Raw genomic sequence first — 24,818 nt, 5'->3', positions numbered from 1 at the left:
GGTTGAGGCGGGTCAGACCGGCGGGATGGCCCGCCGCCGCTCGGTGAACGAACGGTCCCGGCGTACGGCGTAGCGCAGGCGGGCGAGCAGCTCACCGCGCAGGTCCTCTGCCTCCACCACGCCGTCGACGACGAGGTCCGCCGCGAGGCGCTGGATGTCGACGTCCTCGAGGTACTCCTCGCGCTTCTCGCGCACGAACTGCTCACGCTCGGAGTCGGTTTCGAGCGCGGCGATCTTGCCGGCGTACACGGCGTTGACGGCTGCCTCCGGGCCCATCACGGCGATCCGCGCGGTGGGGAGGGCGAGCGTCGCGTCGGGACCGAATCCCGGTCCGCCCATCGCGTAGAGACCCGCGCCGTACGCCTTGCGCACCACGACGCAGAACTGCGGCACCGTCGCCTCGGACACAGCGGAGACCATCTTGGCGCCGTGCCGGATGATGCCGCCGCGCTCGACCTCCGAGCCGATCATGAAGCCGGGCACGTCGGCCAGGTAGATCAGCGGGATCGAGTACGCGTCGCACGTCCAGATGAAGCGCGCGGCCTTGTCCGCGCTGTCGGTGAAGAGCACGCCGCCCTTCACCGCCGAGTTGTTCGCGACGAAACCGACGGTGCGCCCGTCCATCCGTCCGAACCCGACGACGAGCTCGGGCGCGAAGAGCGGCTTGATCTCGAAGAAGGAGTCCTCGTCCACCAGGCCGTCGATGACGTCGTGCACGTCGAACGGCTGACTCTCGACCTCCGGCACGGTGTCGGAGTCCAGTTGCGCGACAGGGGCTTCCGCGGCGTACGACGGCGGCTCGTCGCGCCAGGTCGAGGGCATGTAGGAGAAGTAGAGCTTCGCCAGCTCGATGGCCTCGGTGTCGTCCTCGACCAGCAGGTCGCCGACTCCGCTGACGGTGCAGTGCATCCGCGCGCCGCCCATCTCCTCCAGCGACACCCGTTCCCCGACGACCATCTCGGCCATCCGCGGGCTGCCCAGGTACATCGAGGCATTGCCCTCGACCATGATCAGCACGTCGGTGAAGCTCGGGATGTAGGCGCCGCCGGCGGCGGACGGCCCGAAGAGGCAGCAGATCTGCGGCACCCGGCCGGACAGCGCCACCTGGTTGTGGAAGATCCGACCGGCACCGCGCCGGCCCGGGAACAGCTGCACCTGGTCGGTGATCCGGGCGCCTGCGGAGTCGACGAACCAGAAGATCGGCAGCTCCTCGCGCAGCGCCGCCTCGGTGGCGCGCACGATCTTCTCCACCGTCCGGGCGCCCCACGAACCGGCCTTCACGGTCGGGTCGTTGGCCACCACGATGGCGGCGCGCCCGTCGACGGTCCCCCGCCCGGTGACCACGCCGTCGGCGGGCAGGCCCGCCGCGGTCGAGTTCGCGTAACGCCCGTCCTCGACGAATGAACCCTCGTCGAACAGCAGCGCGATGCGTTCGCGCACATACAGTTTCGACTGACGATCCAGCTTGGCGCGCGCCGCCTCGGTGGGCTCGGCCGCCGCGTCGTACGCCGCCCGCAGCCGCTTCCGGGCGTCCTGGACGCGCGGGTCGGTGGGGTGCGTCACGCCGGCAGACCCAGGCCGCGGGCGATGACCATGCGCTGCACCTCGGAGGTGCCCTCGCCGATCTCCAGGATCTTCGCGTCGCGGTAGAACCGCGCGACGGGGTACTCCTCCATGAAGCCGTTGCCGCCGAAGACCTGGGTGGCGGTGCGGGTGGCCACAACGGCCGCCTCGGTGGAGTAGAGCTTGGCGATGGCCGCTGCCTGCTTCACCTCGGCGACGGACCGGCGCCCGGCCTCCTGCTCGTCCTTCAGCCAGGCCGCCTTGTAGGTCAGCAGACGGGCCGCCTCCACCGAGGTCGCCAGATCGGCGAGCTGGAAGGACACGCCCTGGTTGACCCCGATCGGACGGCCGAAGCTGTTGCGCGTCTTGGCGTAGTCCGTCGCCAGCTCCAGGCACGCCTGCGCGCAGCCGAGGGCCAGGGCGGAGATGGCGATCCGGCCGTCGTCCAGGATCTTCAGGAACTGTCGGAAACCCTGTCCCCGCTCCCCCAGCAGGTTGCCCTCCGGCACGACGCAGTCGGCGAAGGTCAGGCCGTGGGTGTCGGAGATGTGCCAGCCGAGCTTGTCGTAGGGCTTCTCCGCGGTGAACCCGGGAGTGCCGGACGGCACCATGATCGCGCTGATCTCCGGTCGCCCGTCGGCGGCCGTGCCGGTGCGGGCGGTGACGGTGACGACGCTGGTGCGGTCGGTGCCCGAGTTGGTGATGAACGCCTTGGCGCCGTTGATCGTCCAGGACCCGTCGGCCAGCGTCGCCTTCGTACGGCTCGCGCCCGCATCGGAGCCGGCGTCCGGCTCGGTCAGACCGAAGCCGGCCAGCGTGCGACCGGCGACCAGGTCGGGCAGGAAGGTCTGCTTCTGCTCCTCCGTGCCGTAGCTCAGGATCGGGTTGATGCCGAGGCCCACCCCCGCCGACAGCGTGATGCCGATCGACTGGTCCACCCGGCCCAGTTCCTCGATGGCGAGGCACAGATAGGTGAAGCCGCCGTGCTCGAGCCCGGCGCCGCCGTACTCCTGGGGGACGACCAGACCGAAGAGCCCGAGATCGCCCAGCTGCGGCATGAGGTCGGACGGGAAGTGGTGTTCGCGATCCCATCCGGCGACGTGCGGCGCGATCTTGTCGGCCGCGAAGTCACGGACGGCGTGGCGGAAGTCGTCGTGGTCCTTGGTGAGCTCGAACATCAGGTGCCTCTCGTGAAGGGCGTTCGGCGCGTCGAGCCTGGTCGTCGACGCACTTGACGTTGACGTAAACGTAAAGCACGCTGGGCGCCATGACAACTCGCGAGCGCACGTGGTCGATCGCCGAGCTCGCGACCGAATTCGAGATCACCCACCGGACGTTGCGGCACTACGAGGAGCTCGGCCTGATCTCCCCCGAACGCCGGGGCACCACAAGGGTCTTCAGCAAGCGCGACCGCACCCGCCTGGCCCTCATCATGCGGGGACGACGCCTCGGCTTCCCACTGGAGGAGATCCGCAGGATCGTCGACATGTACGACGATCAGCCGGGTCGCGTCGGTCAGCTGCAGTACCTGCTCGACCAGATCAGCGACCGACGGGCCGATCTGGAGGCGCGTCGTCGCGACATCGAGGACTCCCTCGCCGAACTGGCCGAGCTGGAGCGCCGCTGCGAGACCGACCTCGCGACGCTCCGGGGCAGCCGCGCCGTCCCGGCCCGGTCCCAGGACACGCCCAGCCGCACCACAGTGTGACCCGGGTCACGCGATAGTTTGCGGGGCAGAGCCGACGGGACCAGGTCCGTCGTGCGCGGCGACAGGAGGTCTCCCGTGTCCCACCAACCGGATTCGCAGGACGGTGCACCTCCCGCCAATCGCCCCTTGCAGGTGTTGGCGGGTGTCCTGTTGGCGATCCCGTGCCTGGCCCTCATCCCGGTCGGCTGGTACTCCCGACGCTCCCCCGAGCTCGGCGGGTTCCCGTTCTTCGTCTGGTACCAGATGCTGTGGGTCTTCCTCTGCGCAGGATTCACCTACTCCGCGTACGTCGTCGTGAAACGCGCACGACCGCACCGTCCGATGGCCCGCAACGAGCGGGGTGACGCATGATCACGCCGCACACCCTCGCCGTGGTGCACGCCGCCGCAGACCCGTCGCGCCCCAACACCGGTGTCAACGGGGTCGCCCTCACGGTGCTGATCGTGATCTTCGTGATTGTCGCCGTGATGGGTTTCATGGCAGCCCGCTGGAGGCGCGCGTCCTCGATGGAGAGCCTGGAGGAGTGGGGCCTCGGCGGCCGCTCGTTCGGCACCTGGGTCACCTGGTTCCTGCTCGGCGGCGACCTCTACACGGCGTACACGTTCGTGGCGGTGCCCGCAGCGATGTTCGCGACCGGCGCGGTGGCCGGTTTCTTCGCCGTCCCGTACACGATCGTTGCCTACCCGATCATCTTCTTCTTCATGTCGCGGCTGTGGTCGGTCAGCCACCGACGCGGATACGTCACCTCGGCCGACTTCGTCCGTGGTCGCTACGGATCGCGCGGACTGTCGCTCGCCATCGCGGTGACCGGTTTCATCGCGACGATGCCCTACATCGCCCTGCAGCTCGTCGGCATCCAGGCCGTCCTGGAAGTGGCCGGGATCGGCGGCAGCGGCAACTGGTTCGCCAAGGACCTGCCGTTGCTGATCGCCTTCGCGGTCCTCGCGGCGTACACCTACACCAGCGGTCTGCGAGCGCCGGCGATCATCGCCTTCGTCAAGGACGCGCTGATCTACCTGGTCATCGTCGTCGCCGTCATCTATCTGCCGACCAAGGTCGGCGGCTGGGGGCACATCTTCGACGCCGCGAACACCAAGATGCAGACCGCGAACAAGGTCACCGGCAAGCCGAACGGCTCGATCCTGGTCGGGCCGAAGCAGCAATGGGCCTACGTGACACTGGCATTCGGATCGGCGCTCGCGCTCTTCATGTATCCCCACTCCATCACCGCGAGCCTGTCGGCCAAGAGCCGCAACACCATCCGGCGCAACGCGGCGATCCTGCCGGCGTACTCCTTCCTGCTGGCACTGCTCGCGCTGCTCGGCTGGGTCGCCAGCGCGGCCAAGACCACCCCGATCGGCGCTGACGGCAAGCCGAACGCCCAGCTGGTCATCCCGCAGCTGTTCGAGGACCAGTTCCCGAGCTGGTTCGCCGGCATCGCCTTCGCGGCCATCGCCGTCGGCGCGCTGGTGCCCGCGGCCATCATGTCGATCGCGGCGGCCAACACCTTCACCCGCAACATCTACAAGGAGTGGCTGCGCCCGGACGCCACCGTGGAGCACGAGGCGAAGGTCTCCAAGATCGCCTCACTGGTGGTCAAGATCTTCGCGGTCGGCTTCGTCCTCACGATGGACAAGCAGAACGCCATCAACCTGCAGCTGCTCGGCGGCATCTGGATCCTGCAGACGTTCCCGGCCATCGTGTTCGGCCTCTACACCCGCTGGTTCCACCGCTGGGCCCTGCTGATCGGCTGGGCGGTCGCCATGGTCTACGGCACGTGGACGGCGTACGGCGTCGCGAACCCGGCCACCAAGGTGGCGCACTTCGGCGGTTCGACGGCCGACATCCCGATCATCGGCAAGCTCGGCTACATCGCGTTCACCGCGTTGATCATCAACATCGTGGTGTCGGCCGTGCTGACCGTGGTCCTCGAGCGCTTCGTGCCACGCGGCGCCGACGAGACCATCGTGGCCGACTACTTCGCCGACGAGGACGACCCACGGGTCTCCGCCTACGACCCGGTGCCCTACGACGACGCCGATCTCGGTGGAGGCTCCCCCAAGGCCTCGACCTGACACGACCCCGACGCGTCGAAGCCGGTGCTCAGCGCAGGATCCTGCGCACCTCTTCGTGTCGCCCGGACAGATCCTTCAACGCGGTGACGACGGCCGGGTCGTACTCGTATCCGAGGCCGAGCGACAATCGCTCGAACGCCGAGTCCTCCATGATCTCGTTCCCCGAGGTCAGGTCGTCGAAGGCGTTGCACACCTTGATGATGCGCGCGGCGACCGGGACGTCCTCGCCCAACTCGCGCACCTGCCGGTACTGGATCGTCTGCGCCTCGATGATGACGGCGAGATCGTCCAGCACTCCGCTGCGTCGCACGATCGAGCCGCCCTCCAGCGCGATGCTCAGCTGGTCCAGCGGGGCGGCCTCGACGGTGGCGCCACCGGGGATCGGTGCGCTGAGCGAGACCTGGCCGATGTCGTGCAGGAGCGCAGCATCCTCGAGCAGCGTCAGTTCCTGCTCGGTCAACCGCATGCATTCACCGACCCGGCGCGCCAGGTCCGCGACCCGGGCCGAGTGACCGGGGCGGGTGTATCCCGCGACGTCCGTCATCGTCGACAACGCGGCGATCGTCTGGCGTCGTTCACGCTGCACGCTGTACGCGCGTCGCAGCGCCGACCGGGCGAGGACGAGCGGCATCACGACCAGAGGGACTGCCCACAGCGACAGTGATTGCAGGCCGATGGCCATCGCGACACCGGTGGACAGAGCGGCACCGTAGATCGGACCCAGGTCGCGCAGCGTCTCGGCGAGGAACGCACCGATCGTCCGGATCGGGCTGACCAGGAGGCCGATCATGAGCAGCTCCCCGAGGATCGGGAGCAGCGCGGCGACGGTCATCACACAGACCGCCTTCCACCGCTGGGAGTCCCAATCGGAATACATCTCCGCACTGGTGTGACCGCCCCAGAGCGGCAACCACCGGTAGAGCAGCGACATCGCGGAGACGGTCACGACGGGCACCGCGACCGCGACCGACCGGCTGGTGTCGCTCTGCCAGATACGTCGCAGACCGATACCAGCCGCGTATCCGATGGCGGCGCACACGATGACGATGGAGGGCGAGTAGCTCACCGGCGCCTGGTGCGGCCGACTCGACGCGAGGGCGAGCGCGACCGACGCTGCAGTCGCGAGTGGCGCGACTGCGCGGGCTCGTCCGATCTGCACCGGCAACGCCGACCCGAAGGCGATGGCGACCGTCAGGGTGGCCAGGATCGCGGCGTCCCAGCCGGCTATCCGGGCACCGCCCACGGCTGTGCTCACGACGCGGACGAAGGCGGCGAGCACCAGGACGCCCGCGAGGATCACCCACACCAAGCGCAATCGCCACCGCAGGACACCGGGTTGGCGCAACCTCATATATCCGCCCGGGCAGAGGCGAACATGGCCGACACCCATGGCAGGTGCGGGTCCACCCCGGTGATCGGTTGCGGTGGCTGACGGGCGATCAGGACGCTCAGAGATTCTACGATCCGTGGCTGGGCGTGCGCCAGAGCCTCCAGGCCGACGGCGTCGAACTGCAGACCGGCGAGCGGGCGCAGCGCGTCGAGACTTCGCTCGGCGACCGATGTGAGCTGCTCCGCGCTCACGTCTGGATCCGCGGCCAGAAGTGCACAGTAGGCGTCGGCGATGGCGAGGATCCGGGCCAGCAACGGGATCTGCTCACCCTCCAGGCCGGAGGGGTAACCGTTGCCGTCCCACCGTTCGTGATGATGCCCTACGGCGACGACGGCGTCCGAGAGGAAGTCGATGCCCTGCAGCATGCGCACTCCCTGTTGCGGGTGGGCCTTGATCCACCGCAGCTCCTTGCCGGTCAGGCGCTCGCCCGGGGTGTGCGCGGCCGGTGCGACCAGGCCGATGTCGTGCAGGAGGGCGGCGTACTGCAGGGAGTGCATGAGGGAAGCGGAAAGACGAAGCTCCAGCCCAATCTCCCGAGACACCACGTCCACCCAGGCGCTTCGGCCGTGCAGGATCGGCTGGCTCGCCTGTGCGGCGGCGACCAGGGTCTCGACCGTTCGCAGGTGCGCGTCGTTCTCCTCGGCCTGTAACGCAACGGACCATTGCGCGATAAGGAGGGGGGCGACGATCGGCAGGATGCTGATCGCGCCCAAGTTGGCCGATGCCCAGAGCACGGCGAATACGAATGCGATGACCGGATAGATCGGATAGGGAGACCACCCGTTGATCAGCGCCTCGCGCACTGTCACCCCCAGTGACTGGTGCGCTCCGAGCGCGATCATGAGGCTCAGGAAGAAGATATTCAAGGCCAGTTGGACAGCAGTCGCGATGATCATCGGCCCGAGAACGTGCTCGATGAGGGCAGTCGCGCTGGTCGAGGGCCCTAGGTGCGAATAACCCCCACTGCACGAGTATGAGATGGCCCCGCCGACACCACAGATTGCAATGTTCGCCGAGTTAAAAAGACGTGCCACGAACGGAGCATCGGACGTGACCAGTAATGCAGTACTGGAGACCGCGACGATAACGCTTCCGTACATGCCGGACAGAGGAAGCGCGGTCAACACAACCACTGTTGTCAACGACAGTGTGTGGCCACCACGTATGCGGCCCAGGTTGGACTCTGCAATAACACCGATCACCGCAAGAGAAACTGTGGGAGTCCAACTCGGATACCGAACAATCTCAAGTGGCAGACAGCCTGCGGCAACAATTATCAATACAGCGAACGACAGTAACGCAGCGATCAACACCCGTTGGCTACGAATGAGCCTTGGTCCACGATCTGCCACGCTCGCCCCTTGCAGTTGCTTCGCCGACTCAAAAGAGGTAGCTACGAAACGAAGCTAGCGCTGCTAAAGGTGGGAAGATTCCCGAATTGAGATCAACGCGGCAACCAACCATTGAAGGACGTCACGCGCGGGAGCCAGCCGTTGAAGGAAGAGGTGGCGGTGGTGGCGGAAGTGGTGGAAGTGAGCATTGTGAATTCCTTCTCTCGGCCCGTTGGGCTGTGGTATGGGTGCCGTAGGTTCACGGCTTTGGGCCTGTGTCTCGGTCCGCTGAGGAAGACCTTGTCAAAAGAGGGGGTAAAAAGTCCACCTCAAAACGGTATGGTTTGCCAAGATTTGGCAATATTTACCGAGCCTTGACCAAGCCTTTCGACGGTGCACACCGAACGGGCCCGAATCGGCGGTCGGGATGGTGTGGTCGGGACGGTGGGGACGGCGCGATACTCTAGGACCCGCATTCGATCGACCAACGCAGCCGTTCCGAGGCCGCCGGTCAGCAGGAGAACCTCATGAGCAAGCGCGCACGCAAGCGTCGTTCCCGCAAGGGCAAGTCGGCCAACCACGGCAAGAAGCCCAACGCCTGACGCTTCACCGACCACAACGACGAAGGCCCGCACCCCCCTCGGGGGATGCGGGCCTTCGTCGGTGGATGGGAGGGAGGACCTCAGCTGCGGTGCACACGCACCTCGGTCACCGTCACGGTGATCTGGGTGAGGATCTGCGCGCGCAGGGTCGCCGGCGCGGGCTCGGAGGTGCACGATCGGCGTACGAGAGCCTTGAGGATCGCGTCGCGCTCGTACTCCTGCAGGCAGGGCGGGCAGTCCTCCAGGTGCGCCTGGAGCTGGGCGCACTCGGCATCGCTCAATTCACCGTCGAGATACGTGTAGAGCTGGCTGATGTAAGCGTCGCATCCATCGCTCATGACCGCGCCTCCTCACGGATGAAGCCTCGCTCGGTGGCGTAATCGGTCAGGAGTTCACGAAGCATTCGCCGACCACGGTGCAATCTGGACATTACCGTTCCGATCGGCGTCTCCATGATCTCGGCGATCTCTTTGTACGCGAAACCCTCGACGTCCGCGAGATAGACGGCCATCCGGAAATCCTCCGGAATCTCCTGCAGCGCGCGTTTGACATCGGAATCCGGAAGGTGATCCAGCGCCTCGGTCTCCGCCGACCGCAATCCCGCCGAACTGTGCGACGCGGCGCGCGCCAGCTGATAGTCCTCGATCTCGGCCGCGTCGGACTGCAGGGGCTGCCGCTGCTTCTTGCGGTAGCTGTTGATGTAGCTGTTCGTCAGAATTCGGTACAGCCAGGCCTTGAGGTTGGTGCCCGGCTTGTACTGGTGGAATGCGGCGAACGCCTTGGCGAACGTCTCCTGCACCAGGTCCTCGGCGTCGGTCGGGTTGCGCGTGGTGCGCAGCGCCGCGCTGTAGAGCTGATCCAGGTAGGGCATGGCGTCGCGCTCGAACCGGGCGGCGCGCTCGGCGTCGGTCTCGGTGGAGACGTCGACATTGCCGTCGTCGGTGTTCACCCGCTCCTGGGCAGCCACGGTGTCGTTGTCACTCATCGCCCGCCAGCCTAGCCCGACGGCAGGAGGCGCGTCGGCGGGGCGCAGGGCCGCCGGGAGGGCGACACCTCGCGGACGGGCACCCGGGCGCTGGACCTCGCCGGCCGGCGCTTCTGACAGGGCGAACACGCTGTCTCCTCACGAGGGGTACGACGGACTATGACCCTCGTTCCAACAGGGTCACGTCGCGTCACATTCCCCGCGGGTCACAGTTCACGCAGCGCCGGCAGCACGTCCTCGGCGAACTGGGACAGGAACCGGCGCTGGTCCGACCCCGGTGCGTGCACGACGAAGTGGGTGAAGCCCAGCTCGGCGTACGGCGCGATCCCGTCGAGCACCGTCTGCGGGTCCGACGCGACGATCCAGCGGCTGGCGATCTGCTCGATCGGCAGCTCGTCGGCCGCGTGCTCCATCTCGATCGGGTCGTGCAGCGAGTTCTTCTGCTCGGCCGTCAGGGCGAGCGGAGCCCAGAACCGGGTGTTCTCCAGCGCCTTCTCCGGGTCGCGGTCGTAGGAGATCTTCACCTCGAGCAGCTGCTCGGTGTCCCCGGGCTCCTTGTGCGCGAGCGACATCCCCTCCCGGATGGCGGGCACCAGCTTGTCCTCGTAGAGTTCGCGACCCTTGCCCGAGGTCACGATCACGCCGTCGCCCATCCGGCCGGCGTACTTGGCCATGGTGGGCCCGCCCGCCGCGACGTAGACGGGGATCGGAGTGTCCGGGCGGTCGTAGATCGTGGCGTCGCTGGTGCGGTAGTAGTCCCCTTCGAAGGTGACCCGGTCCTTGGTCCACAGCTGGCGCATCAACCGCACCGACTCCCGCAGCCGGGCGAAGCGCTCCTTGAAGTCCGGCCAGCCGTCCAGTCCGACGGCGACCTCGTTCAGCGCCTCCCCGCTGCCGACGCCGAGGATCACCCGACCCGGGTAGAGGCACCCCATGGTGGCGAACGTCTGGGCCAGCACGGCCGGGTTGTAGCGGAAGCTCGGGGTGAGCACGGAGGTGCCGAGCACGATGCGCTCGGTGCGCGCCCCCGCGGCCGCCATCCAGGTCAGCGCGTGCGGGGCGTGGCCGCCCTCGTGACGCCAGGGCTGGAAGTGGTCGGACGCGAACGCGCTGTCCAGGCCCGCTTCCTCCGCCGCCACCGCCAGATCCACCAGCTCGGTGGGGCCGAACTGCTCGGCCGATGCCTTGTACCCGATACGAAGTGCCATGCGTTCGACGCTACTGCGTCAGCGTGCTCAGCCACTGGTCGGCCGCGACGAGCACATCCTCCGGGTGCCTGCCGAGACTGTGGTCACCGCGGACGGCGTACACCGCGGCCGCCTCGCCCAACGCGCGGCGTACGTCGTCGGGGGTGCCGAAGGGATCGCGCAGACCCTGTACGACGGCCAGCGGCAGCCCGGCGTCCAGCACCAGCCGGGCCTCGTGGTCCCGGCTCGGCCCGCCCGACGGCGGCACAAGTGGGAAGGACAGGGCGAGGACGGCGTCCGCGCCGACCCCGGTGGCCGTGCGGCACGCGACCCGTGCGCCGGCGGACCGCCCGCCGACGACCAGGGGCCAGGGCAGCGCCCACCGGCCACGACACAGCGCGGCGAGAACGGGCACCCACGCGGCGTCCAGCGTTCGCGGTGGCGTCGCGACGCGCCGACCGGCCACCCGCCACGGCTGCTCCACCCGCACGTAGGTCCATCCGTCGTCCACCAGCGCCCGCAGCGCCACCAGGTCGCCCGCCTGCACTCCCCCGCCCGCGCCGTGCGACAACACCAGCGAGCCGCGGAGAGATGCCCCCCGAGCCGGGCGTTCGACATGCACCCGCGCGGGCCCCTGCGGGGTGTCGATCTCCCTCACCGACAGCGTCATGCTCAGTCCTCGACGGGGCCGAGCACCTGGCCGGTGCTGGGGTCCACGACGCCGACCAGCTCGCTCTCGGGCGCAGGGTCGAGCAGGTGGGCGCCGTTGTTGCGGCCCGAGCTGACCGCCGCACCCACCGGCCACGCCTCGAACCGGCCGGGGTCGTGATCCGCCAGCGTCGCGCGCACGAAGTCCGGGTCCCGCTGGGCCGGGTCCAACCAGTCCTGCCACACGTCGCGGTCGAGCACGAACGGCTGCCGCTCGTGAATGCGGTCCAGACCCTCTTCGGCGCCGGTGGTGATGATCGAGAACGACGCCACCCACGCGGAGGGGTCGTCCTCGGCCAGGCTGCGGTCCCGCCAGAACTCGTACACGCCGGCGAAGGCCAGCAGTTCCTCGTCCGCGCGGTGCACGAAGAAGGGCTGCTTGCGCGGCTTGCCGCCCTTGGTGGTCGCGGTCGGGCTGACCTGCCACTCGTACCACCCGGCGGCCGGGACGAGGCACCGCCGCGCGACAGCCGCCTTGGCGAACGCGCCCTTGTCGAGCAGGGTCTCGGCGCGGGCGTTGATCATCCGGATGCCGACCTTGATGTCCTTGGCCCAGTTCGGCACCAGCCCCCACGTGAGCAGGCGCAACTGGCGGACCGCCTGCTCCTCGCCGGAGCCCTTCTCCGAGCGGTCCGGCCGGGTGAGCACGACCGGTGCCTGCTTGGTCGGCGCCATGTTCCAGTCGGGCGCCCCAGCGGGCGGTTCCTGCGGGTTGACCAGGACCGAGCGCGTCGCGTCGGCCGTCCGGTCAAGCTCGATCTCCATCTGGTCGACCAGATCGTCGGGGTTGAACGTCGCGGCGTACCGTCCACACATGGGGGCGAGCGTAGGCCGCGCGCCGATACCGTAGGTCCCGATGAGCAACCCTCCCCTGGATCCGCACGACTGGCAGGCGCCGCACGCGGCCGGCCCGATCGATGCCGACATCACGGTGCCCGGCAGCAAGTCCCTCACCAACAGGTACCTGGTGCTCGCCGCGCTCGCTGCCGACACCTCGCGGTTGCGGCTGCCGCTGGAGTCGCGCGACACGCTCCTGATGGCCGACGCGCTGCGTGCGCTCGGCACCCGTATCGCTCATGAGGACGCCGAGACGCTGCGGATCGATCCCGCGCCGCTGCAGGGCCCCGCGCAGATCGACTGCGGCCTGGCGGGCACCGTCATGCGGTTCCTGCCACCCGTGGCCGCCCTGGCGCGCGGCCGGGTGCACTTCGACGGTGACGAGGGTGCGCGCCGCCGGCCGATGGGTCCAGTGCTGGACGCGCTGCGAGCGCTCGGCGTGCCCGTCGAGGGCGACGGGCTGCCGTTCTCGATCGAGGGGTCAGGACGGGTGGCCGGCGGCACCGTGCATCTGGACGCTTCCGGTTCCTCCCAGTTCGTCTCGGCGTTGCTGCTGGCCGGTGCCCGGTACGACGACGGGGTGACCGTCGTGCACGACGGGAAGCCGGTGCCGTCGCTGCCGCACATCGAGATGACGGTGGAGGTGCTGCGCGACGCCGGCGTCATCGTCGACGACAGCGACGCGAACCAGTGGCGGGTCGAGCCGTCGGAGATCTTCGCGCTCGACGTCGACGTGGAGCCCGACCTGTCCAACGCGGCGCCGTTCCTCGCCGCGGCGTTGGTCGCCGGCGGCGAGGTGCGGGTGCCTGCCTGGCCGCACACGACGACCCAGGCCGGCGACCAGATCCGCGACATCCTGGACATGATGGGCGCCGAGGTACGCCTGGACCGCGACGGCCTGTCGGTGCGCGGCGACGGCCAGATCGGCTCCCTCGACGTCGACCTTCACGACGTCGGCGAACTCACCCCGGTCATCGCCGCGCTGGCCGCGATGGCGGACGCACCGTCGCACCTGCACGGCATCGCCCACCTGCGCGGCCACGAGACCGACCGTCTCGCGGCACTGGCCACCGAGCTGAGTCGCCTCGGCAGCGAGGTCACCGAGACCGACGACGGCCTGATCGTGCGCCCGCGAGCGTTGTCGCCCGACGTCTTCCACACCTACGCCGACCACCGGATGGCGATGGCCGGCGCCGTCCTCGGCCTCCGGGTGCCGGGACTGGTGGTCCAGGACATCGGCACCGTGGCCAAGACCCTGCCCACCTTCACGACGTTGTGGGACTCGATGCTGCGTGGCGCGGACCGGGTCGGCACCCGGTGAGCAGACAGCGCGAGTACGACGAGAGCGACGTCCGGGTGCGCCCGGGGCGTCGCGGCTCGCGGCCGCGCACCAAGGAGCGTCCGGCGCATGCCGACGCTGTGATCGGCCTGGTCATCGGGGTCGACCGCGGACGATGGACCTGCCTGGTGCAGGACCGGCCGGTGATCGCGATGCGCGCCCGCGAGCTCGGCCGCAAGAGCGTGGTCGTGGGCGACCGGGTGGGCCTGGTGGGCGACACCACCGGCGATCCGGGCAGCCTGGCGCGGATCGTGCGCATCGAGCCGCGGACGAGCCTGCTGCGCCGTACCGCGGAGGACGACTCGGACAAGATCGAGCGGGTCATCGTGGCCAACGCCGACCAGCTCGCGATCGTGACCGCGCTGGCCGATCCGGAGCCGCGGCCGCGGATGGTCGACCGATGCCTCGTCGCGGCGTACGACGCGGGGATGGACCCGCTGCTGGTCCTCACCAAGTCCGACCTGCGCGACCCGGCCCAGTTCCTGCAGGACTACGTCTCGCTCGATGTGCCGTACGTCGTGACGACGTCTGTGAGCGGCGCCGAGGAGGGCGACGGAACCGACGGGCTGGCCGACCTGCGCGCCCGCCTGCAGGACCGGATGACCGTGCTCGTCGGACACTCCGGTGTCGGCAAGTCCACCCTCGTCAACGCGCTCGTGCCGCACGCCGGCCGGGCGATCGGCATCGTCAACGCCGTGACCGGCCGGGGACGGCACACCTCCACCTCGGCAGTGGCACTCCCCCTCGCCGACGGCGGCTGGGTCATCGACACCCCGGGCGTGCGGTCCTTCGGCCTGGCGCACGTCGACCTGGACCGGATCATCGACCACTTCCCCGACCTGGCCGCGGGCACGGACGAGTGCCCGCGCGGTTGCACCCACGACGAGCCGGAGTGCGGGCTGGACGCGTGGGTCGCGAACGGCAACGCCGGCCCGGCGGGACCGTCGCGGCTGGAGTCGCTGCGCAGGCTGCTGCGGTCGCGTGCCGGCACCTCCGACGAGCACAGCGCTGTCCACGACCAGCCGGACGAACCCGGTGAACCACCCCTCGTGTCCGACTTCGCCGGGGACTGACCGTGGCGACCTGGGGTGTGCCGGAGACCGTCAGCCGGCAGGTGCTCACCTTCACCGAGATCAAACCGGTCGAGCCCGGTCGCTGGAAGTTCGCCCTCGAGGCGACGTTCCTCACCGCCGTCGCACTCACCGCCATCAGCCTGGTCCTGTCGCCCTCCCTGGCGATCATCGGCCTGACCGGCGCGTTCCTCGCGACCATCGCGCGCACCCGGCCGTGGCGGGAGCGGCTGGTGATCCTGTCGACGATGTACGTCGGCTACCTCGCCTCGGTGACCCTCGGGGCGCTCACAGGGTCGCGCCCGTGGCTGCTCACGATCGTGCTGGTCCTGATCTCGCTGGTCGTCGTGCTGGCCTACAACGCACTGGTCAACGAGCAGCCCGGACCGATGTTCCTGATCATGGGCGCGGCCATCGCGTCCTACCTGCCGACCGTGCACGTCCCTGTCCACACGGTGATCGAGATCAACGCCCTGGGCACCGGGAGCGCCTGCGCCGTATCGCTGCTGATCCAGATCGCCAGGCGGGACACGACTGTCCACGACGCCGTCGACGACGCCCAGGAGGCCGTGCACGCCTACACCGAGACGGTCCCCGACCAGGGTGATCCCGCCGAGCGTGGCCTGCTGCGCGACCGGGCGTACGCCGCCGTCTTCCGCGCCAGCACCGTGCTGGAGGCGGCCGTCGGGTCGAAGCCGCGCAGCCGCCGCTGGTCCCAGGACAACCTGCGGCTACGGCAGTTGCACGCCGACCTGGTCCGCCGCATCTCCCTGGCCGGTCTGCACGCCGCGCCGGTCGCTGCGGACGAGATGGAGGGCCAGCGGTACCTGGGGTCGCCGTCGTTCGCCTACCTGCTGCGCTGGGGCCTGTCCCAGCGGTCGCTGCCCTGGCTCGCCGCCCGCCGGCTCGCGGCCGCGGTGCTGCTCACCTGTGCCGTGTCGTACGGGCTGCACCTCGGGCATCCGTACTGGGCCGTGCTCACCACCGCGCTGATCATCACCGTGGGGGCCGACCGCCTGTCGCTGACCCACCGCGCGCTGCACCGGCTCGCCGGGACCCTCGCCGGGGTGCTGGTCTTCTTCGCGCTGCACGCGCTGCACGTGCGCGGCCTGCTGCTACTCGGCGTCGCGCTGCTGCTGGTCTTCCTGATGCAGATGGTCGTGGTGCGCAACTACGCGCTCGGCGGCATCTTCATCACGCCGATGGCGCTGCTCATCTCCACCGCGAACAACCCCTACCAGCCGGTCGGGCACATCGCCGGGCTGCGCATCCTCGACACGGCCGTGGGCGCGGCCTCGTCGTTGATCGTCATCTGGGTGAGCAGCCGGGGCACTCCGGTCATCCTCGTCCGACGCCAGTACCGCCGTGCGCTGCGGGCGCTCGAACGGGTGCTGGTGATGCTGGCGGACGGCGAGCAGTCGACGCCGGCGGGCTTCGAGGCGCGCCGTGACCTGTCCTTCGAACAGTTGCAGTGCGCGCAGGTGCTGCAGATCGCCCAGGTGGACCTGCCCCTCACGCTCGGCAGCTGGGGCGAACTGGAAGCGGCCCTCAACAAGCTGTCGTACACCGTCCTTGCGGCCTGCTGGACGGTCGATCCGCCGGCGACTCTACACGCGGACGCGATGGCCGCCCGGCTGCAGCGCATCCTGTCCAAACTGCCTCCGGTCAGCCGCACCCTCGTCGACGCGCACGAGCTCGCGAAGGATCTGCACGACGTACTGCGCATCGGGATGGCGCGCGATCGAGCGGCCTCCGCGGATACGGTCTCGGGATGATCCCACCCGGCGACCGCGTCTACGACGACGACGTACGGATCGCGCACGTCCTCGCCGACGCGGTCGAGCCCACCACGACAGGACGCTTCCGCGCCGACGATCTGTCGGTCTCGACCAAGCCCGATCTCACGCCGGTCACCGAGGCCGACCTCTCCGCCGAGCGCACCATCCGTGCCCAGCTCTCCCGCGCCCGCCCCCGCGACAGCGTGAAGGGCGAGGAGTTCGGCGTCACCGGCACCGGCGAGCGCCAGTGGGTCATCGACCCCATCGACGGCACCAAGAACTTCGTACGCGGCGTGCCCGTCTGGGCGACCCTCATCGGGCTCATCGATGCCGGCGAACCGGTCGTCGGACTCGTCTCCGCGCCCGCGCTCGGGCGGCGCTGGTGGGCCGGGCGCGGCACCGGAGCCTGGACCGGGCGTTCGCTGTCCAGCGCGAAACCCATTGCGGTGTCGGGTGTCTCGAAGCTTTCCGATGCGTCCTTCTCCTACTCCAGCCTCAGCGGCTGGCGGGAGCGGGACCGTTTGGACGCCGTCGTCACGCTGATGGACGAGTGCTGGCGCACCCGCGCGTACGGCGACTTCTGGTCCTACATGCTGGTGGCCGAGGGCGCGGTCGACATCGCCGCCGAGCCGGACCTGGAGGACTACGACATGGCCGCGCTGGTGCCCATCGTCACCGAGGCCGGCGGGCGCTTCACCGGCCTCGACGGGCGCGACGGTTGTTGGAGCGGGAACGCCGTGGCCACCAACGGATTGCTGCACGACGAGGTGCTCGCGCGCCTCAGCTGATCTGCGTTTCGATATCGAATGATCGCGGTGGCACACTTCTACCGGGACGATGTCGTCGTCGTTCCGGAGCCGTCCTGAAGGAGTACCCATGTCCGTCGTCGAGCACACCGAGCTGGCCCAGCGGCGCGAGCTGCGCACCGAGCTGCCCGGACCCAAGTCACGAGCCCTGTCCGAGCGTCGGGCGGCGGTCGTCGCGTCCGGTGTCGCCTCGACGATGCCCGTCTACGTCGCCCGTGCGGGCGGCGGGGTCATCGAGGACGTCGACGGCAACACCCTCATCGACCTCGGGTCGGGCATCGCGGTGACGAGCGTCGGCAACTCCGACGCCCGCGTCGTCGCCGGCGTCCAGGAGCAGGTCGCCGACTTCACGCACACCTGCTTCATGATCAGCCCGTACGAGGAGTACGTCGCCGTCGCCGAGAAGCTGGCAGAGCTGACTCCCGGCGACCACGCCAAGAAGTCGGCGCTCTTCAACTCAGGCGCCGAGGCCGTCGAGAACGCGATCAAGGTCGCGCGCTACGCCACCGGCCGCACCGCGGTGGTCGCGGTCGACCACGCCTACCACGGGCGTACCAACCTGACGATGGCCCTGACCGCGAAGGCGATGCCGTACAAGCTGGGCTTCGGCCCCTTCGCCTCCGACATCTACCGGGTGCCGACGTCCTACCCGTTCCGCGACCCCGACGGCATGACGGGCGAGCAGGCCGCGCAGCGCGCGATCGCCGCCGCGGAGAAGACCATCGGTGCCGACCAGATCGCCGCCGTCATCATCGAACCGATCCAGGGCGAGGGCGGTTTCATCGTCCCCGCGCCCGGCTTCCTGTCCGCGATGGCGAACTGGTGCACGGCCAACGGCATCGTCTTCATCGCCGATGAGGTGCAGAGCGGCTTCGCGCGCACCGGCTCCTGGTTCGCCAGCGATCACGAGGGCGTCGTACCGGACCTGGTCACCACCGCCAAGGGCATCGCCGGCGGGCTGCCGCTCGCCGCGGTCACCGGTCGGGCCGAGCTGATGGACGCCGTGCACGCGGGCGGCCTCGGCGGCACGTACGGCGGCAACCCGGTCGCGTGCGCCGCGGCACTCGGCGCCATCGAGACCATGGCCGCCGACGGTCTGCTCGAGCGCGCCACGCACATCGAGGACCTGGTGAAGGCTCGGCTGCGCACCCTCGCCGAGACGACGCCGGAGATCGGCGACATCCGTGGCCGGGGCGCGATGCTGGCCATCGAGATCGTCAAGCCGGGCACGAAGGAGCCGGACGCCGCGCGCACCGCGGCCGTGGCGAAGAAGTGCCACGAGCAGGGCGTCGTCATCCTCACCTGCGGCACTTACGGCAACGTGATCCGGCTGCTGCCGCCGCTGGTGATCTCCGACGAGTTGCTGGGCGAGGGCCTGGACGTGCTGACGGAGGCCTTCGCCTCCTGACGGGGGTCCTCACTGGCCCACCCGGCCGTCGATGCACTCCCTGAGCAGATCGGCGTGCCCGCAGTGCCGGGCGTACTCCTCGATGCGGTGCACGAGCAGTTCGCGCACCGCGATGCCGTCCGCGCCCAGCCGCTCACCCAGGTCGGGGTGCTCGGCGAGCGCCCCGTCGGTCGCGGCCTGCTCGCGGGCCAGGTCGGCGTACGCGGCGTCGACGACCGGCTGCTCGCCGACGGCTCCGTCGAAGTCACCGTCGTCTCCGCCGTAAAGGCCGGGGAGTCGTTCGCCGACGCTGATCCAGTTGCGCCAGTCGCGCTCGACCTCGGCCAGATGACGCAGCAGCCCGAGCAGCGACATGGTGGACGGCGGCACCGAACGCCGCGCCAGTTGCTCAGGATTCAGGCCTTCGCATTTCATCCGCAGGGTCCAGCGATAATCCCGCAGGTAGTCCTGCAGTGTCGCGAGCTCACCGTCAGGGCTCACGCCGTCGCTGTTGCGCGGGTCCTGGTCCGGGTCGGTCCACATGTCGGGATAGACGCTCGCCGCCGTCCATCGTGCCGGGGTGTCGGTCATGCCCGCCATGTTGCACCCCGGGGGTGGACTAGGGTCGGAAGCATCGGCGGACCGTGCGGACGCCGCGGTTTCCCCGCGACCGTCGTTTGACGAATGTGGCTGACAACATGGAGGTTCCGCGATGAGCTGGTGGGTCTGGTTGATCGTGATCGTGGTGATCGTCCTGTTGCTCGTGGGGGCCGTCCTCGCCGTGCAGGCACGACGACGGCGCGGCGGCGTGATCGTCGATCCGGCCGGCTCGCCGCGCACCAAGGGCGGTGGTGGCCGATGACCCGCCTGATGCGCACCTCCAAGCTGGCCAAACGACCGGTGGTCACGATGGGCGGCGAGGACGTCGCTCAGATCAAGGACGTCGTGTACGCCGCGGGCGGCGGTCAGGTCGGCGGCTTCACCCTCGCGGGACGCGGACTGTTCGCCGGGCCGTTGAAGAAGGCCCTGGCGTGGACCTCGGTGGCCTCCCTCGGTGCCGACGCGGTGATGATCGCCGATGAGGACGTGCTCGAATCGACCGAGGCCGTCCTCGACAGGTCCGCGTCGAGCGGCGGGTCCGGCGGCAACGTGCTGGGTTCGCAGGTGCTCACCGACGCGGGCGTCGACCTCGGCAAGGTCGTCGACGTGATCATCGAGGTGTCGCAAGGCGGTTCGGGCCAGTGCGACGTGGTCGGCTACGAGATCGAGGCGTCCGAGGCGCTGGGCAGCAGTGGCACCGACGTGCTGATCCCCTTGCCGGACACCATCTCCGTCTCCGGCGAGCACCTCATCGTGCCGGCGAGCGCGAAGGACTTCGTCGGACACGACCTCGCCGGTTTCGGCGCGGCCGTCGAGCAGTTCCGGGCCCAGTTGAAGGCGGACCGCTGATGCGTTTCAAGAAGGCGACCGGACGCAAGGTCGTGAGTCTGGCCACCGCGGAGACGGTGGGCAAGGTCTCCCGCTTCGTGATCGACGTCCCGCAGCGCAGGATCGCCGCGCTGGTGCTGCGCAAGACCGACAAGCACGGGGAGATCCTCACCTGGAGCGACGTGACCGGCTTCGGCGACGACGCGGTCACGGTGGCCGACGTCGGGGTGCTGTCCGAGGCCGACGGGCCGATGAAGGAACTGTCGGACAAGGACTACCAGCTCATGGGCAAGCGGGTGCTCAGCACCCGCGGCGACGACCTCGGCGAGGTCAAGGACGTCGACTTCGACCCGAGCACCGGTCTGCTGGAGACGATCCACTACCCGGACGGCTCAGCCCGCGGCGACGCACTGGTCGGCATCGGCACCTACGCCGCCGTGATCGACGTCGACTGAGACTGAGCAGCTCGCTCAGACGACGGTGACGTCGCTGCGCCCGAGAGCGCGTACGGCGTCCGCGTGGGCCTCGGCGTCCCCGACCAGCACCAGCGTGCGAGGCTGCCTGCCCCATCGCGCCCACGCCTGCGCCAGGTCATCGGCGGTCAGCCCACGAAGGTCGCGCAGGTAGTCGGTGACGAAACCGGTGTCGAGGCCGTCCAGCGCGAGTGCCGCCGCCTCGTCGGCGACCGCGTCCGCCGTGGCGTACCGCCCCGGCGCCGTCATCCCGACGTAGTCCACGCCGGAGCGCAGCTCCTCCTGGGTGAAGCCGTCGGCGACGCCGTCCAGCACCTCCCACAGCAGCTCCACGGCAGGGGCGGTCACGTCGCCGCGCACGGAGCCGCCCGCCACGAAGGTGCCGCTGGCACCGCGGGGCCGGAAACCGGCGCCGAATCCGTAGGTGTAGCCCTTGTCCTCGCGCAGCACCCGGTCGATCCGCGCCCCGGGTGAGCCGCCCACCAAGTAAGCCAGCACCGGGTACGGCGCCCATCCGCCGTCGACACGTCGCGACGGACCGCCCCACCCGAGCTGCACCTGGGTCTGCACCGATCCGGGCCGGTGCACGAAGACCACGCGGTCACCGCCGGCACGCGGCAGGTCCAGCACACCGGAGCCGGCCGACCCCGTGCCCGTCGTGGACCACGTGCCCAGCGTCGCGTCAACGGCAGCATGCACCTCGGCGGCGTCCAGGTCGCCCGCCACCAGCACCCGGGCGCCATCGGCGGTCACGTGCGCGGCGTGGAAGTCGCGGCAGGCGGCGGCGTCGATCGCACGCACCGTCGCGGTGCGCCCGGCGACCGGGCGGCTGGCCCGCGCGGTCGGGTCGTAGTAGGCGTCGATCCACTCCAGTGCAGCCCGTGACCCCGGGTCGGCCAGCTCACGCTCGATGTCGGAAAGACGTTGCGCGACATGGCGACTGACCTCCTCTTCGGGGAAGGCCGGCTCGCTCAGGCACTCCAGGGCCAACTCCAGTGCAGGGCGCAGCGCACCCGTCGCGACCTCCAGCTGCACGGTCAGGCCGAGCAGCGTCTGGCTCGCCGCGAGTGCAATGCCGCTGCCGTCGAGCAGGCCGGCGAACTCGTCCGCGGTGTGCGACCGGGTGCCCTCGTCCATGGTCCGCGACACGATGGTGGCGAGCCCCTCGCGGTCCGCCGGCTCCAGGGTCGCGGGCAGCCGGATGACTACCTGGACCGAGGCCACGTGCTGTCCCGGTCGATGGAAGACCGACAGCGGGATGCCGTTGCGCAGCGTGGTGTCGACGGGATCGGGGAAGGACCACGCGGCGGGCGGTCGAACCTGCGGGCGTTCGAGGCTGGTCATGCGTCGTCCTTCGCGCTGTCGGTCCTGCGGTAGACGACCGTGGCGGTGTTGTCCGGCTGCAGGTACCGCGCCGCGGCCTGCTGGATCTGCTCGGGCGTCACGGCGAGCAGCTCCTCCAGATGGGTGTTCACGTAGGTCGGGTCGTCGTGCAGGAGGGTGTACTGGCTGATGAAATCGGCCCGCTCCTGGGTGCTGGCGAAGGCCTGCAGCACGTCGCGGGTCGCGCCCGCGCGCAGCACCTGCATCTCCTCCTCCGTCGGCGGTGATGCGGCCAGTGTCACGAGCTCCTCGTGCACGGCGGTCTCCAACTCGGCCACGGAGTGTCCCTGCGCGACGTCGGCGCCGAGCATGCCGAGCGAGACCCCGCCGGCGAGACCGAACGCGCTGCGGAAGACGTGGTCGGCCAGGCGCTCCCGGCGTACGACGCGGCGGTAGAGCCGCGACGTGGCCATTCCTGCGAGCAGGTCCATCGCGAGCTCGCAGGCGAGGTAGTCGTCCGTGCGGTCACCGGGCAGCCGGAAGGCGATGTAGACCCGGTCGCTCGGCACGTCCTCGACGCGCTCCACCCGTACCGGCGTGGTCAGCGGGGGCAGCGGCGCGGTCGGCGGCACCGGCGGGCGTTCCACGGTCGGCAGGTCACCGAAATACTTTGCGGCGGCGTCGAATCCGGCCTCGACGCTCACGTCGCCGCACAACGTGAGGACGGTGTTGCTAGGGCGGTAGTGGGCCGCGAAGAACGAGCGCACGTCCTCCAGGGACGCCGCGTCCAGATCCTCCATCGACCCGATGGTGCTGTGGTGGTAGGGGTGCCCTTCGGGGAAGACGGCGGCGTAGATGTCGGGCAATGCATTGCCGTACGGCCGGTTGTCGTAGCGCTGGCGCTTCTCCTCCTTGACCACGTCGCGCTGGTTGTCCAGGTTGGCCTGGTTGACCGCATCGAGCAGGTGGCCGTGCCGGTCGGCCTCCATCCACAGCGCGAGGTCGAGCGCGCCGGTCGGCACCACCTCGAAGTAATTGGTGCGGTCGAACCAGGTGGTCGCGTTGAGTCGGGCACCCGCGGCCTGCAGCCGGGAGAAGTGCTCGCCCTCGGCGACGTTGCGCGACCCCTGGAACATCAGGTGCTCGAAGAGGTGCGCGAACCCGGTACGGCCGACCGCCTCGTGGCGTGACCCGACGGCGACCCACAGGTTGACCGCGACGGTGGGCACGTTGTGGTCCGGCGCGACGACCACCCGCAACCCGTTGGGCAGCGTGCAGGTCTCGACCTGATAGTCCAGCGGCATGCACCCCACCCTAGGGAGGCGGGTGCGCCGCTCCCGTCAGCCGGTCTCCCCGGCCAGTCGGTCGATGGCGACCGCGCGCGTGCGATCCAGATCGCCGTCGCTGTTGGTGATGGACGGGGTGAAGTCTTCGCCCAGCCTCTGAATGGCGACCCGGGCGTAGATCTGCTGCTCGGTCGAGGTGCGCTCACCGCGGCCCCGGCCGAGGAAGGACACCACCCAATGGAAGAACGTGCCGATCTGACTCTTGAATCCGATGATGTAGACGAGGTGCACCCCCAGCCACATGACCCAGGCCACGAAACCGGAGACCTCGATCTTGCCGATCTTGGCCACCGCGCTGAACCGCGAGACGGTCGCCATCGAACCCTTGTCGAAGTAGTGGAACGGCTTGTCGTCAGGGGTACCCGCGAGCCGCGCCTTGATCCGCTTCGCCGCGTACTTGCCGCCCTGGATCGCGACCTGTGCGACACCGGGCAAATTGTCCAGCGCGATCATGTCGCCGACCAGGAAGATCTCCGGGTGGCCGGGCAGCGTCAGGTCCTTCTCGACGTGCACCCGCCCGTTGCGGTCGACCTGTGCGCCGGTCTTCTCCGCGAGCATCCGGCCGAGCGGGCTGGCGGACACCCCCGCTGCCCAGACCTTGCACAGCGCCTCGATGCGGTGCCGGGTGCCGTCGTGCGACTCGTACTCGATGCCCTCGGCGTCGACGTCGACGACCTTCGCGCCCAGCGTGACGGTGACCCCGAGCTTCTCGAGGCGGCGCTTGGCCTTCCCGCCGAGGCGGTCGCCGTACGGCGGGAGCACCTTGTCCATCGCGTCGAGCAGCACGATGTGCGCGTGCTGGGACTTGATGGCCCGGAAGTCGTGCGACAGGGTCCGCTTGGACAGCTCGGCGATCTGGCCGGCCATCTCGACCCCGGTGGCCCCGGCGCCGACCACCACGAACGTCATCAGCCGGGTCACGTCGTCGGTGCGACCGGACGCCGCGGCCATCTCCGCCAGTTCGAAGGAGCCGAAGATCCGCCCGCGCAACTCCAGGGCATCGTCAATGCTCTTCATGCCCGGGGCGAACCGTGCGAAGTGGTCGTTGCCGAAGTAGGACTGACCGGCACCCGCCGCGACGATGAGGCTGTCGTACTCGTAGACGTGCCGCTGGTCGAGCGCGTCGGTGACCACCTGGTGCTTGTCGACGTCGATGCCGGTGACGTGACCGAAGAACACCTGCGCGTTCTTCTGCCGGGCCAGCACCTCGCGGGTCGAGGGGGCGATCAGGCCCTCGGACAGGATCCCGGTCGCGACCTGGTAGAGCAGCGGCTGGAAGAGGTGGTGCGTTGTCCCGGAGATCAACGTGACGTCGACGTCGGCACGCTTGAGGGCCCGTGCGGCGAAGAGACCACCGAAGCCCGAACCGATGATGACGACGCGGTGTCGCCGGGTTGCCTGGGGTGCCAGCGAAGCCTGCATTCCTCCAAGGTAGTCCGGAGTGCCGTGATCACGCATCGTGCAGCATTAGTGTGGGGCCCG

25 protein-coding genes are annotated in these 24,818 nt (G+C 69.5%); 12 read left to right on the top strand and 13 right to left on the bottom strand.

Going from position 1 to position 24,818, the window contains the following annotated elements:
• Positions 1–12: 12 nt before the first annotated feature.
• Entirely contained in the window at positions 13–1,563 is a 1,551-nt protein-coding gene (locus HNR15_RS04430; RefSeq protein WP_179479458.1) for a carboxyl transferase domain-containing protein, read from the bottom strand.
• Positions 1,560–2,741: an acyl-CoA dehydrogenase family protein gene (locus HNR15_RS04425; RefSeq protein WP_179479456.1), complete on the bottom strand. Its 1,182-nt coding sequence runs from the start codon at positions 2,739–2,741 to the stop codon at positions 1,560–1,562. The genes HNR15_RS04430 and HNR15_RS04425 overlap by 4 nt, the downstream gene beginning before the upstream one ends.
• A gap of 89 nt (positions 2,742–2,830) precedes the next feature.
• Between HNR15_RS04425 and HNR15_RS04420 the strand changes: the two genes are divergently transcribed.
• The 3 genes from HNR15_RS04420 (at position 2,831) to mctP (ending at position 5,346) form a co-directional block, all read left to right on the top strand.
• Positions 2,831–3,271 (top strand): MerR family transcriptional regulator, encoded by a 441-nt coding sequence (locus tag HNR15_RS04420; protein WP_179479454.1) that lies wholly within the window; start codon positions 2,831–2,833, stop codon positions 3,269–3,271.
• A gap of 75 nt (positions 3,272–3,346) precedes the next feature.
• Positions 3,347–3,622: a DUF3311 domain-containing protein gene (locus HNR15_RS04415; RefSeq protein WP_218883544.1), complete on the top strand. Its 276-nt coding sequence runs from the start codon at positions 3,347–3,349 to the stop codon at positions 3,620–3,622.
• Complete coding sequence (gene mctP / locus HNR15_RS04410) at positions 3,619–5,346, top strand: monocarboxylate uptake permease MctP (RefSeq protein WP_179479452.1); 1,728 nt, start codon at positions 3,619–3,621, stop codon at positions 5,344–5,346. The genes HNR15_RS04415 and mctP overlap by 4 nt, the downstream gene beginning before the upstream one ends.
• Positions 5,347–5,374: 28 nt before the next feature.
• On the opposite strand, the gene HNR15_RS04405 is transcribed toward mctP, so the two are convergent.
• A complete protein-coding gene (locus HNR15_RS04405; protein ID WP_179479450.1) occupies positions 5,375–6,697 on the bottom strand; it encodes an HD-GYP domain-containing protein in 1,323 nt (440 codons plus the stop codon).
• Positions 6,694–7,938, bottom strand: coding sequence for an HD domain-containing phosphohydrolase (locus tag HNR15_RS18575; protein WP_179479448.1), 1,245 nt, complete (start codon positions 7,936–7,938; stop codon positions 6,694–6,696). The genes HNR15_RS04405 and HNR15_RS18575 overlap by 4 nt, the downstream gene beginning before the upstream one ends.
• Before the next feature lie 656 nt (positions 7,939–8,594).
• Between HNR15_RS18575 and HNR15_RS18965 the strand changes: the two genes are divergently transcribed.
• Entirely contained in the window at positions 8,595–8,669 is a 75-nt protein-coding gene (locus tag HNR15_RS18965; protein WP_370639715.1) for a 50S ribosomal protein bL37, read from the top strand.
• Positions 8,670–8,749: 80 nt separating this feature from the next.
• Here the strand turns inward: HNR15_RS18965 and rsrA are convergent, their stop codons facing one another.
• The 5 genes from rsrA to HNR15_RS04375 all read right to left on the bottom strand — a co-directional run bounded on the left by rsrA (position 8,750) and on the right by HNR15_RS04375 (position 12,365).
• A complete protein-coding gene (rsrA, locus tag HNR15_RS04395; protein ID WP_179479446.1) occupies positions 8,750–9,007 on the bottom strand; it encodes a mycothiol system anti-sigma-R factor in 258 nt (85 codons plus the stop codon).
• The gene (locus HNR15_RS04390; RefSeq protein WP_179479444.1) at positions 9,004–9,654 is read right to left on the bottom strand and encodes a sigma-70 family RNA polymerase sigma factor; all 651 of its coding nucleotides are present in this window, start codon (positions 9,652–9,654) and stop codon (positions 9,004–9,006) included. Before HNR15_RS04390 ends, rsrA begins: the two co-directional genes overlap by 4 nt.
• Positions 9,655–9,860: 206 nt before the next feature.
• Positions 9,861–10,862, bottom strand: a complete 1,002-nt coding sequence (gene fgd, locus HNR15_RS04385; protein WP_179479442.1) for a glucose-6-phosphate dehydrogenase (coenzyme-F420) — start codon at positions 10,860–10,862, stop codon at positions 9,861–9,863.
• Between the two features lie 10 nt (positions 10,863–10,872).
• A complete protein-coding gene (locus HNR15_RS04380) occupies positions 10,873–11,511 on the bottom strand; it encodes an alpha/beta hydrolase family protein (RefSeq protein ID WP_246305883.1) in 639 nt (212 codons plus the stop codon).
• Positions 11,512–11,513: 2 nt separating this feature from the next.
• Complete coding sequence (locus tag HNR15_RS04375; RefSeq protein ID WP_179479439.1) at positions 11,514–12,365, bottom strand: SOS response-associated peptidase; 852 nt, start codon at positions 12,363–12,365, stop codon at positions 11,514–11,516.
• Between the two features lie 40 nt (positions 12,366–12,405).
• Between HNR15_RS04375 and aroA the strand changes: the two genes are divergently transcribed.
• The 5 genes from aroA to gabT all read left to right on the top strand — a co-directional run bounded on the left by aroA (position 12,406) and on the right by gabT (position 18,787).
• Positions 12,406–13,707 carry a 3-phosphoshikimate 1-carboxyvinyltransferase gene (gene aroA / locus HNR15_RS04370; RefSeq protein WP_179479437.1) on the top strand — a complete coding sequence of 434 codons (1,302 nt, stop codon included), beginning with the start codon at positions 12,406–12,408 and terminating at the stop codon, positions 13,705–13,707.
• The gene (gene rsgA, locus HNR15_RS04365) at positions 13,704–14,798 is read left to right on the top strand and encodes a ribosome small subunit-dependent GTPase A (RefSeq protein ID WP_179479435.1); all 1,095 of its coding nucleotides are present in this window, start codon (positions 13,704–13,706) and stop codon (positions 14,796–14,798) included. Before aroA ends, rsgA begins: the two co-directional genes overlap by 4 nt.
• Before the next feature lie 2 nt (positions 14,799–14,800).
• On the top strand, positions 14,801–16,570 hold the full coding sequence (locus HNR15_RS18765; protein ID WP_179479433.1) for an FUSC family protein: 1,770 nt from the start codon (positions 14,801–14,803) through the stop codon (positions 16,568–16,570).
• Complete coding sequence (gene hisN / locus HNR15_RS04355) at positions 16,567–17,361, top strand: histidinol-phosphatase (protein WP_179479431.1); 795 nt, start codon at positions 16,567–16,569, stop codon at positions 17,359–17,361. The genes HNR15_RS18765 and hisN overlap by 4 nt, the downstream gene beginning before the upstream one ends.
• 88 nt (positions 17,362–17,449) lie before the next feature.
• The gene (gabT, locus tag HNR15_RS04350; RefSeq protein WP_179479429.1) at positions 17,450–18,787 is read left to right on the top strand and encodes a 4-aminobutyrate--2-oxoglutarate transaminase; all 1,338 of its coding nucleotides are present in this window, start codon (positions 17,450–17,452) and stop codon (positions 18,785–18,787) included.
• Between the two features lie 9 nt (positions 18,788–18,796).
• Here gabT and HNR15_RS04345 read toward each other — a convergent pair whose 3' ends face one another.
• Positions 18,797–19,357: a DinB family protein gene (locus tag HNR15_RS04345; protein WP_179479427.1), complete on the bottom strand. Its 561-nt coding sequence runs from the start codon at positions 19,355–19,357 to the stop codon at positions 18,797–18,799.
• Positions 19,358–19,478: 121 nt separating this feature from the next.
• On the opposite strand from HNR15_RS04345, the gene HNR15_RS04340 reads away from it, so the two are divergent.
• The 3 genes from HNR15_RS04340 to HNR15_RS04330 are packed head-to-tail and all read left to right on the top strand — an operon-like array spanning position 19,479 to position 20,649.
• Positions 19,479–19,628 (top strand): hypothetical protein, encoded by a 150-nt coding sequence (locus HNR15_RS04340; RefSeq protein ID WP_179479424.1) that lies wholly within the window; start codon positions 19,479–19,481, stop codon positions 19,626–19,628.
• Positions 19,625–20,215: a PRC-barrel domain-containing protein gene (locus tag HNR15_RS04335; RefSeq protein ID WP_179479422.1), complete on the top strand. Its 591-nt coding sequence runs from the start codon at positions 19,625–19,627 to the stop codon at positions 20,213–20,215. Before HNR15_RS04340 ends, HNR15_RS04335 begins: the two co-directional genes overlap by 4 nt.
• Positions 20,215–20,649, top strand: a complete 435-nt coding sequence (locus tag HNR15_RS04330) for a PRC-barrel domain-containing protein (protein WP_179479420.1) — start codon at positions 20,215–20,217, stop codon at positions 20,647–20,649. The genes HNR15_RS04335 and HNR15_RS04330 overlap by 1 nt, the downstream gene beginning before the upstream one ends.
• A 15-nt stretch (positions 20,650–20,664) precedes the next feature.
• Here HNR15_RS04330 and HNR15_RS04325 read toward each other — a convergent pair whose 3' ends face one another.
• The 3 genes from HNR15_RS04325 to HNR15_RS04315 are packed head-to-tail and all read right to left on the bottom strand — an operon-like array spanning position 20,665 to position 24,758.
• Complete coding sequence (locus tag HNR15_RS04325; RefSeq protein ID WP_179479418.1) at positions 20,665–22,011, bottom strand: M16 family metallopeptidase; 1,347 nt, start codon at positions 22,009–22,011, stop codon at positions 20,665–20,667.
• Positions 22,008–23,294 (bottom strand): M16 family metallopeptidase, encoded by a 1,287-nt coding sequence (locus tag HNR15_RS04320; protein WP_179479416.1) that lies wholly within the window; start codon positions 23,292–23,294, stop codon positions 22,008–22,010. Before HNR15_RS04320 ends, HNR15_RS04325 begins: the two co-directional genes overlap by 4 nt.
• A 36-nt stretch (positions 23,295–23,330) precedes the next feature.
• Positions 23,331–24,758, bottom strand: a complete 1,428-nt coding sequence (locus HNR15_RS04315) for an NAD(P)/FAD-dependent oxidoreductase (RefSeq protein WP_179479414.1) — start codon at positions 24,756–24,758, stop codon at positions 23,331–23,333.
• Between the last annotated feature and the right edge of the window lie 60 nt (positions 24,759–24,818).

The organism is Allobranchiibius huperziae (assembly GCF_013410455.1).
GTDB lineage: Bacteria > Actinomycetota > Actinomycetes > Actinomycetales > Dermatophilaceae > Allobranchiibius > Allobranchiibius huperziae.
This window is presented reverse-complemented; position numbering and strand designations above follow the sequence as displayed.

Bases quoted from the DNA above. Each gene is read 5' to 3' on its own strand.
- HNR15_RS04425 (WP_179479456.1), bottom strand. From the start codon at position 2,741: ATGTTCGAGCTCACCAAGGACCACGACGACTTCCGCCACGCCGTCCGT.
- HNR15_RS04420 (WP_179479454.1), top strand. From the start codon at position 2,831: ATGACAACTCGCGAGCGCACGTGGTCGATCGCCGAGCTCGCGACCGAA.
- mctP (WP_179479452.1), top strand. From the start codon at position 3,619: ATGATCACGCCGCACACCCTCGCCGTGGTGCACGCCGCCGCAGACCCG.
- HNR15_RS04405 (WP_179479450.1), bottom strand. From the start codon at position 6,697: ATGAGGTTGCGCCAACCCGGTGTCCTGCGGTGGCGATTGCGCTTGGTG.
- rsrA (WP_179479446.1), bottom strand. From the start codon at position 9,007: ATGAGCGATGGATGCGACGCTTACATCAGCCAGCTCTACACGTATCTC.
- HNR15_RS04390 (WP_179479444.1), bottom strand. From the start codon at position 9,654: ATGAGTGACAACGACACCGTGGCTGCCCAGGAGCGGGTGAACACCGAC.
- fgd (WP_179479442.1), bottom strand. From the start codon at position 10,862: ATGGCACTTCGTATCGGGTACAAGGCATCGGCCGAGCAGTTCGGCCCC.
- HNR15_RS04380 (WP_246305883.1), bottom strand. From the start codon at position 11,511: ATGACGCTGTCGGTGAGGGAGATCGACACCCCGCAGGGGCCCGCGCGG.
- HNR15_RS04375 (WP_179479439.1), bottom strand. From the start codon at position 12,365: ATGTGTGGACGGTACGCCGCGACGTTCAACCCCGACGATCTGGTCGAC.
- aroA (WP_179479437.1), top strand. From the start codon at position 12,406: ATGAGCAACCCTCCCCTGGATCCGCACGACTGGCAGGCGCCGCACGCG.
- hisN (WP_179479431.1), top strand. From the start codon at position 16,567: ATGATCCCACCCGGCGACCGCGTCTACGACGACGACGTACGGATCGCG.
- gabT (WP_179479429.1), top strand. From the start codon at position 17,450: ATGTCCGTCGTCGAGCACACCGAGCTGGCCCAGCGGCGCGAGCTGCGC.
- HNR15_RS04345 (WP_179479427.1), bottom strand. From the start codon at position 19,357: ATGACCGACACCCCGGCACGATGGACGGCGGCGAGCGTCTATCCCGAC.
- HNR15_RS04340 (WP_179479424.1), top strand. From the start codon at position 19,479: ATGAGCTGGTGGGTCTGGTTGATCGTGATCGTGGTGATCGTCCTGTTG.
- HNR15_RS04335 (WP_179479422.1), top strand. From the start codon at position 19,625: ATGACCCGCCTGATGCGCACCTCCAAGCTGGCCAAACGACCGGTGGTC.
- HNR15_RS04330 (WP_179479420.1), top strand. From the start codon at position 20,215: ATGCGTTTCAAGAAGGCGACCGGACGCAAGGTCGTGAGTCTGGCCACC.
- HNR15_RS04325 (WP_179479418.1), bottom strand. From the start codon at position 22,011: ATGACCAGCCTCGAACGCCCGCAGGTTCGACCGCCCGCCGCGTGGTCC.
- HNR15_RS04320 (WP_179479416.1), bottom strand. From the start codon at position 23,294: ATGCCGCTGGACTATCAGGTCGAGACCTGCACGCTGCCCAACGGGTTG.
- HNR15_RS04315 (WP_179479414.1), bottom strand. From the start codon at position 24,758: ATGCAGGCTTCGCTGGCACCCCAGGCAACCCGGCGACACCGCGTCGTC.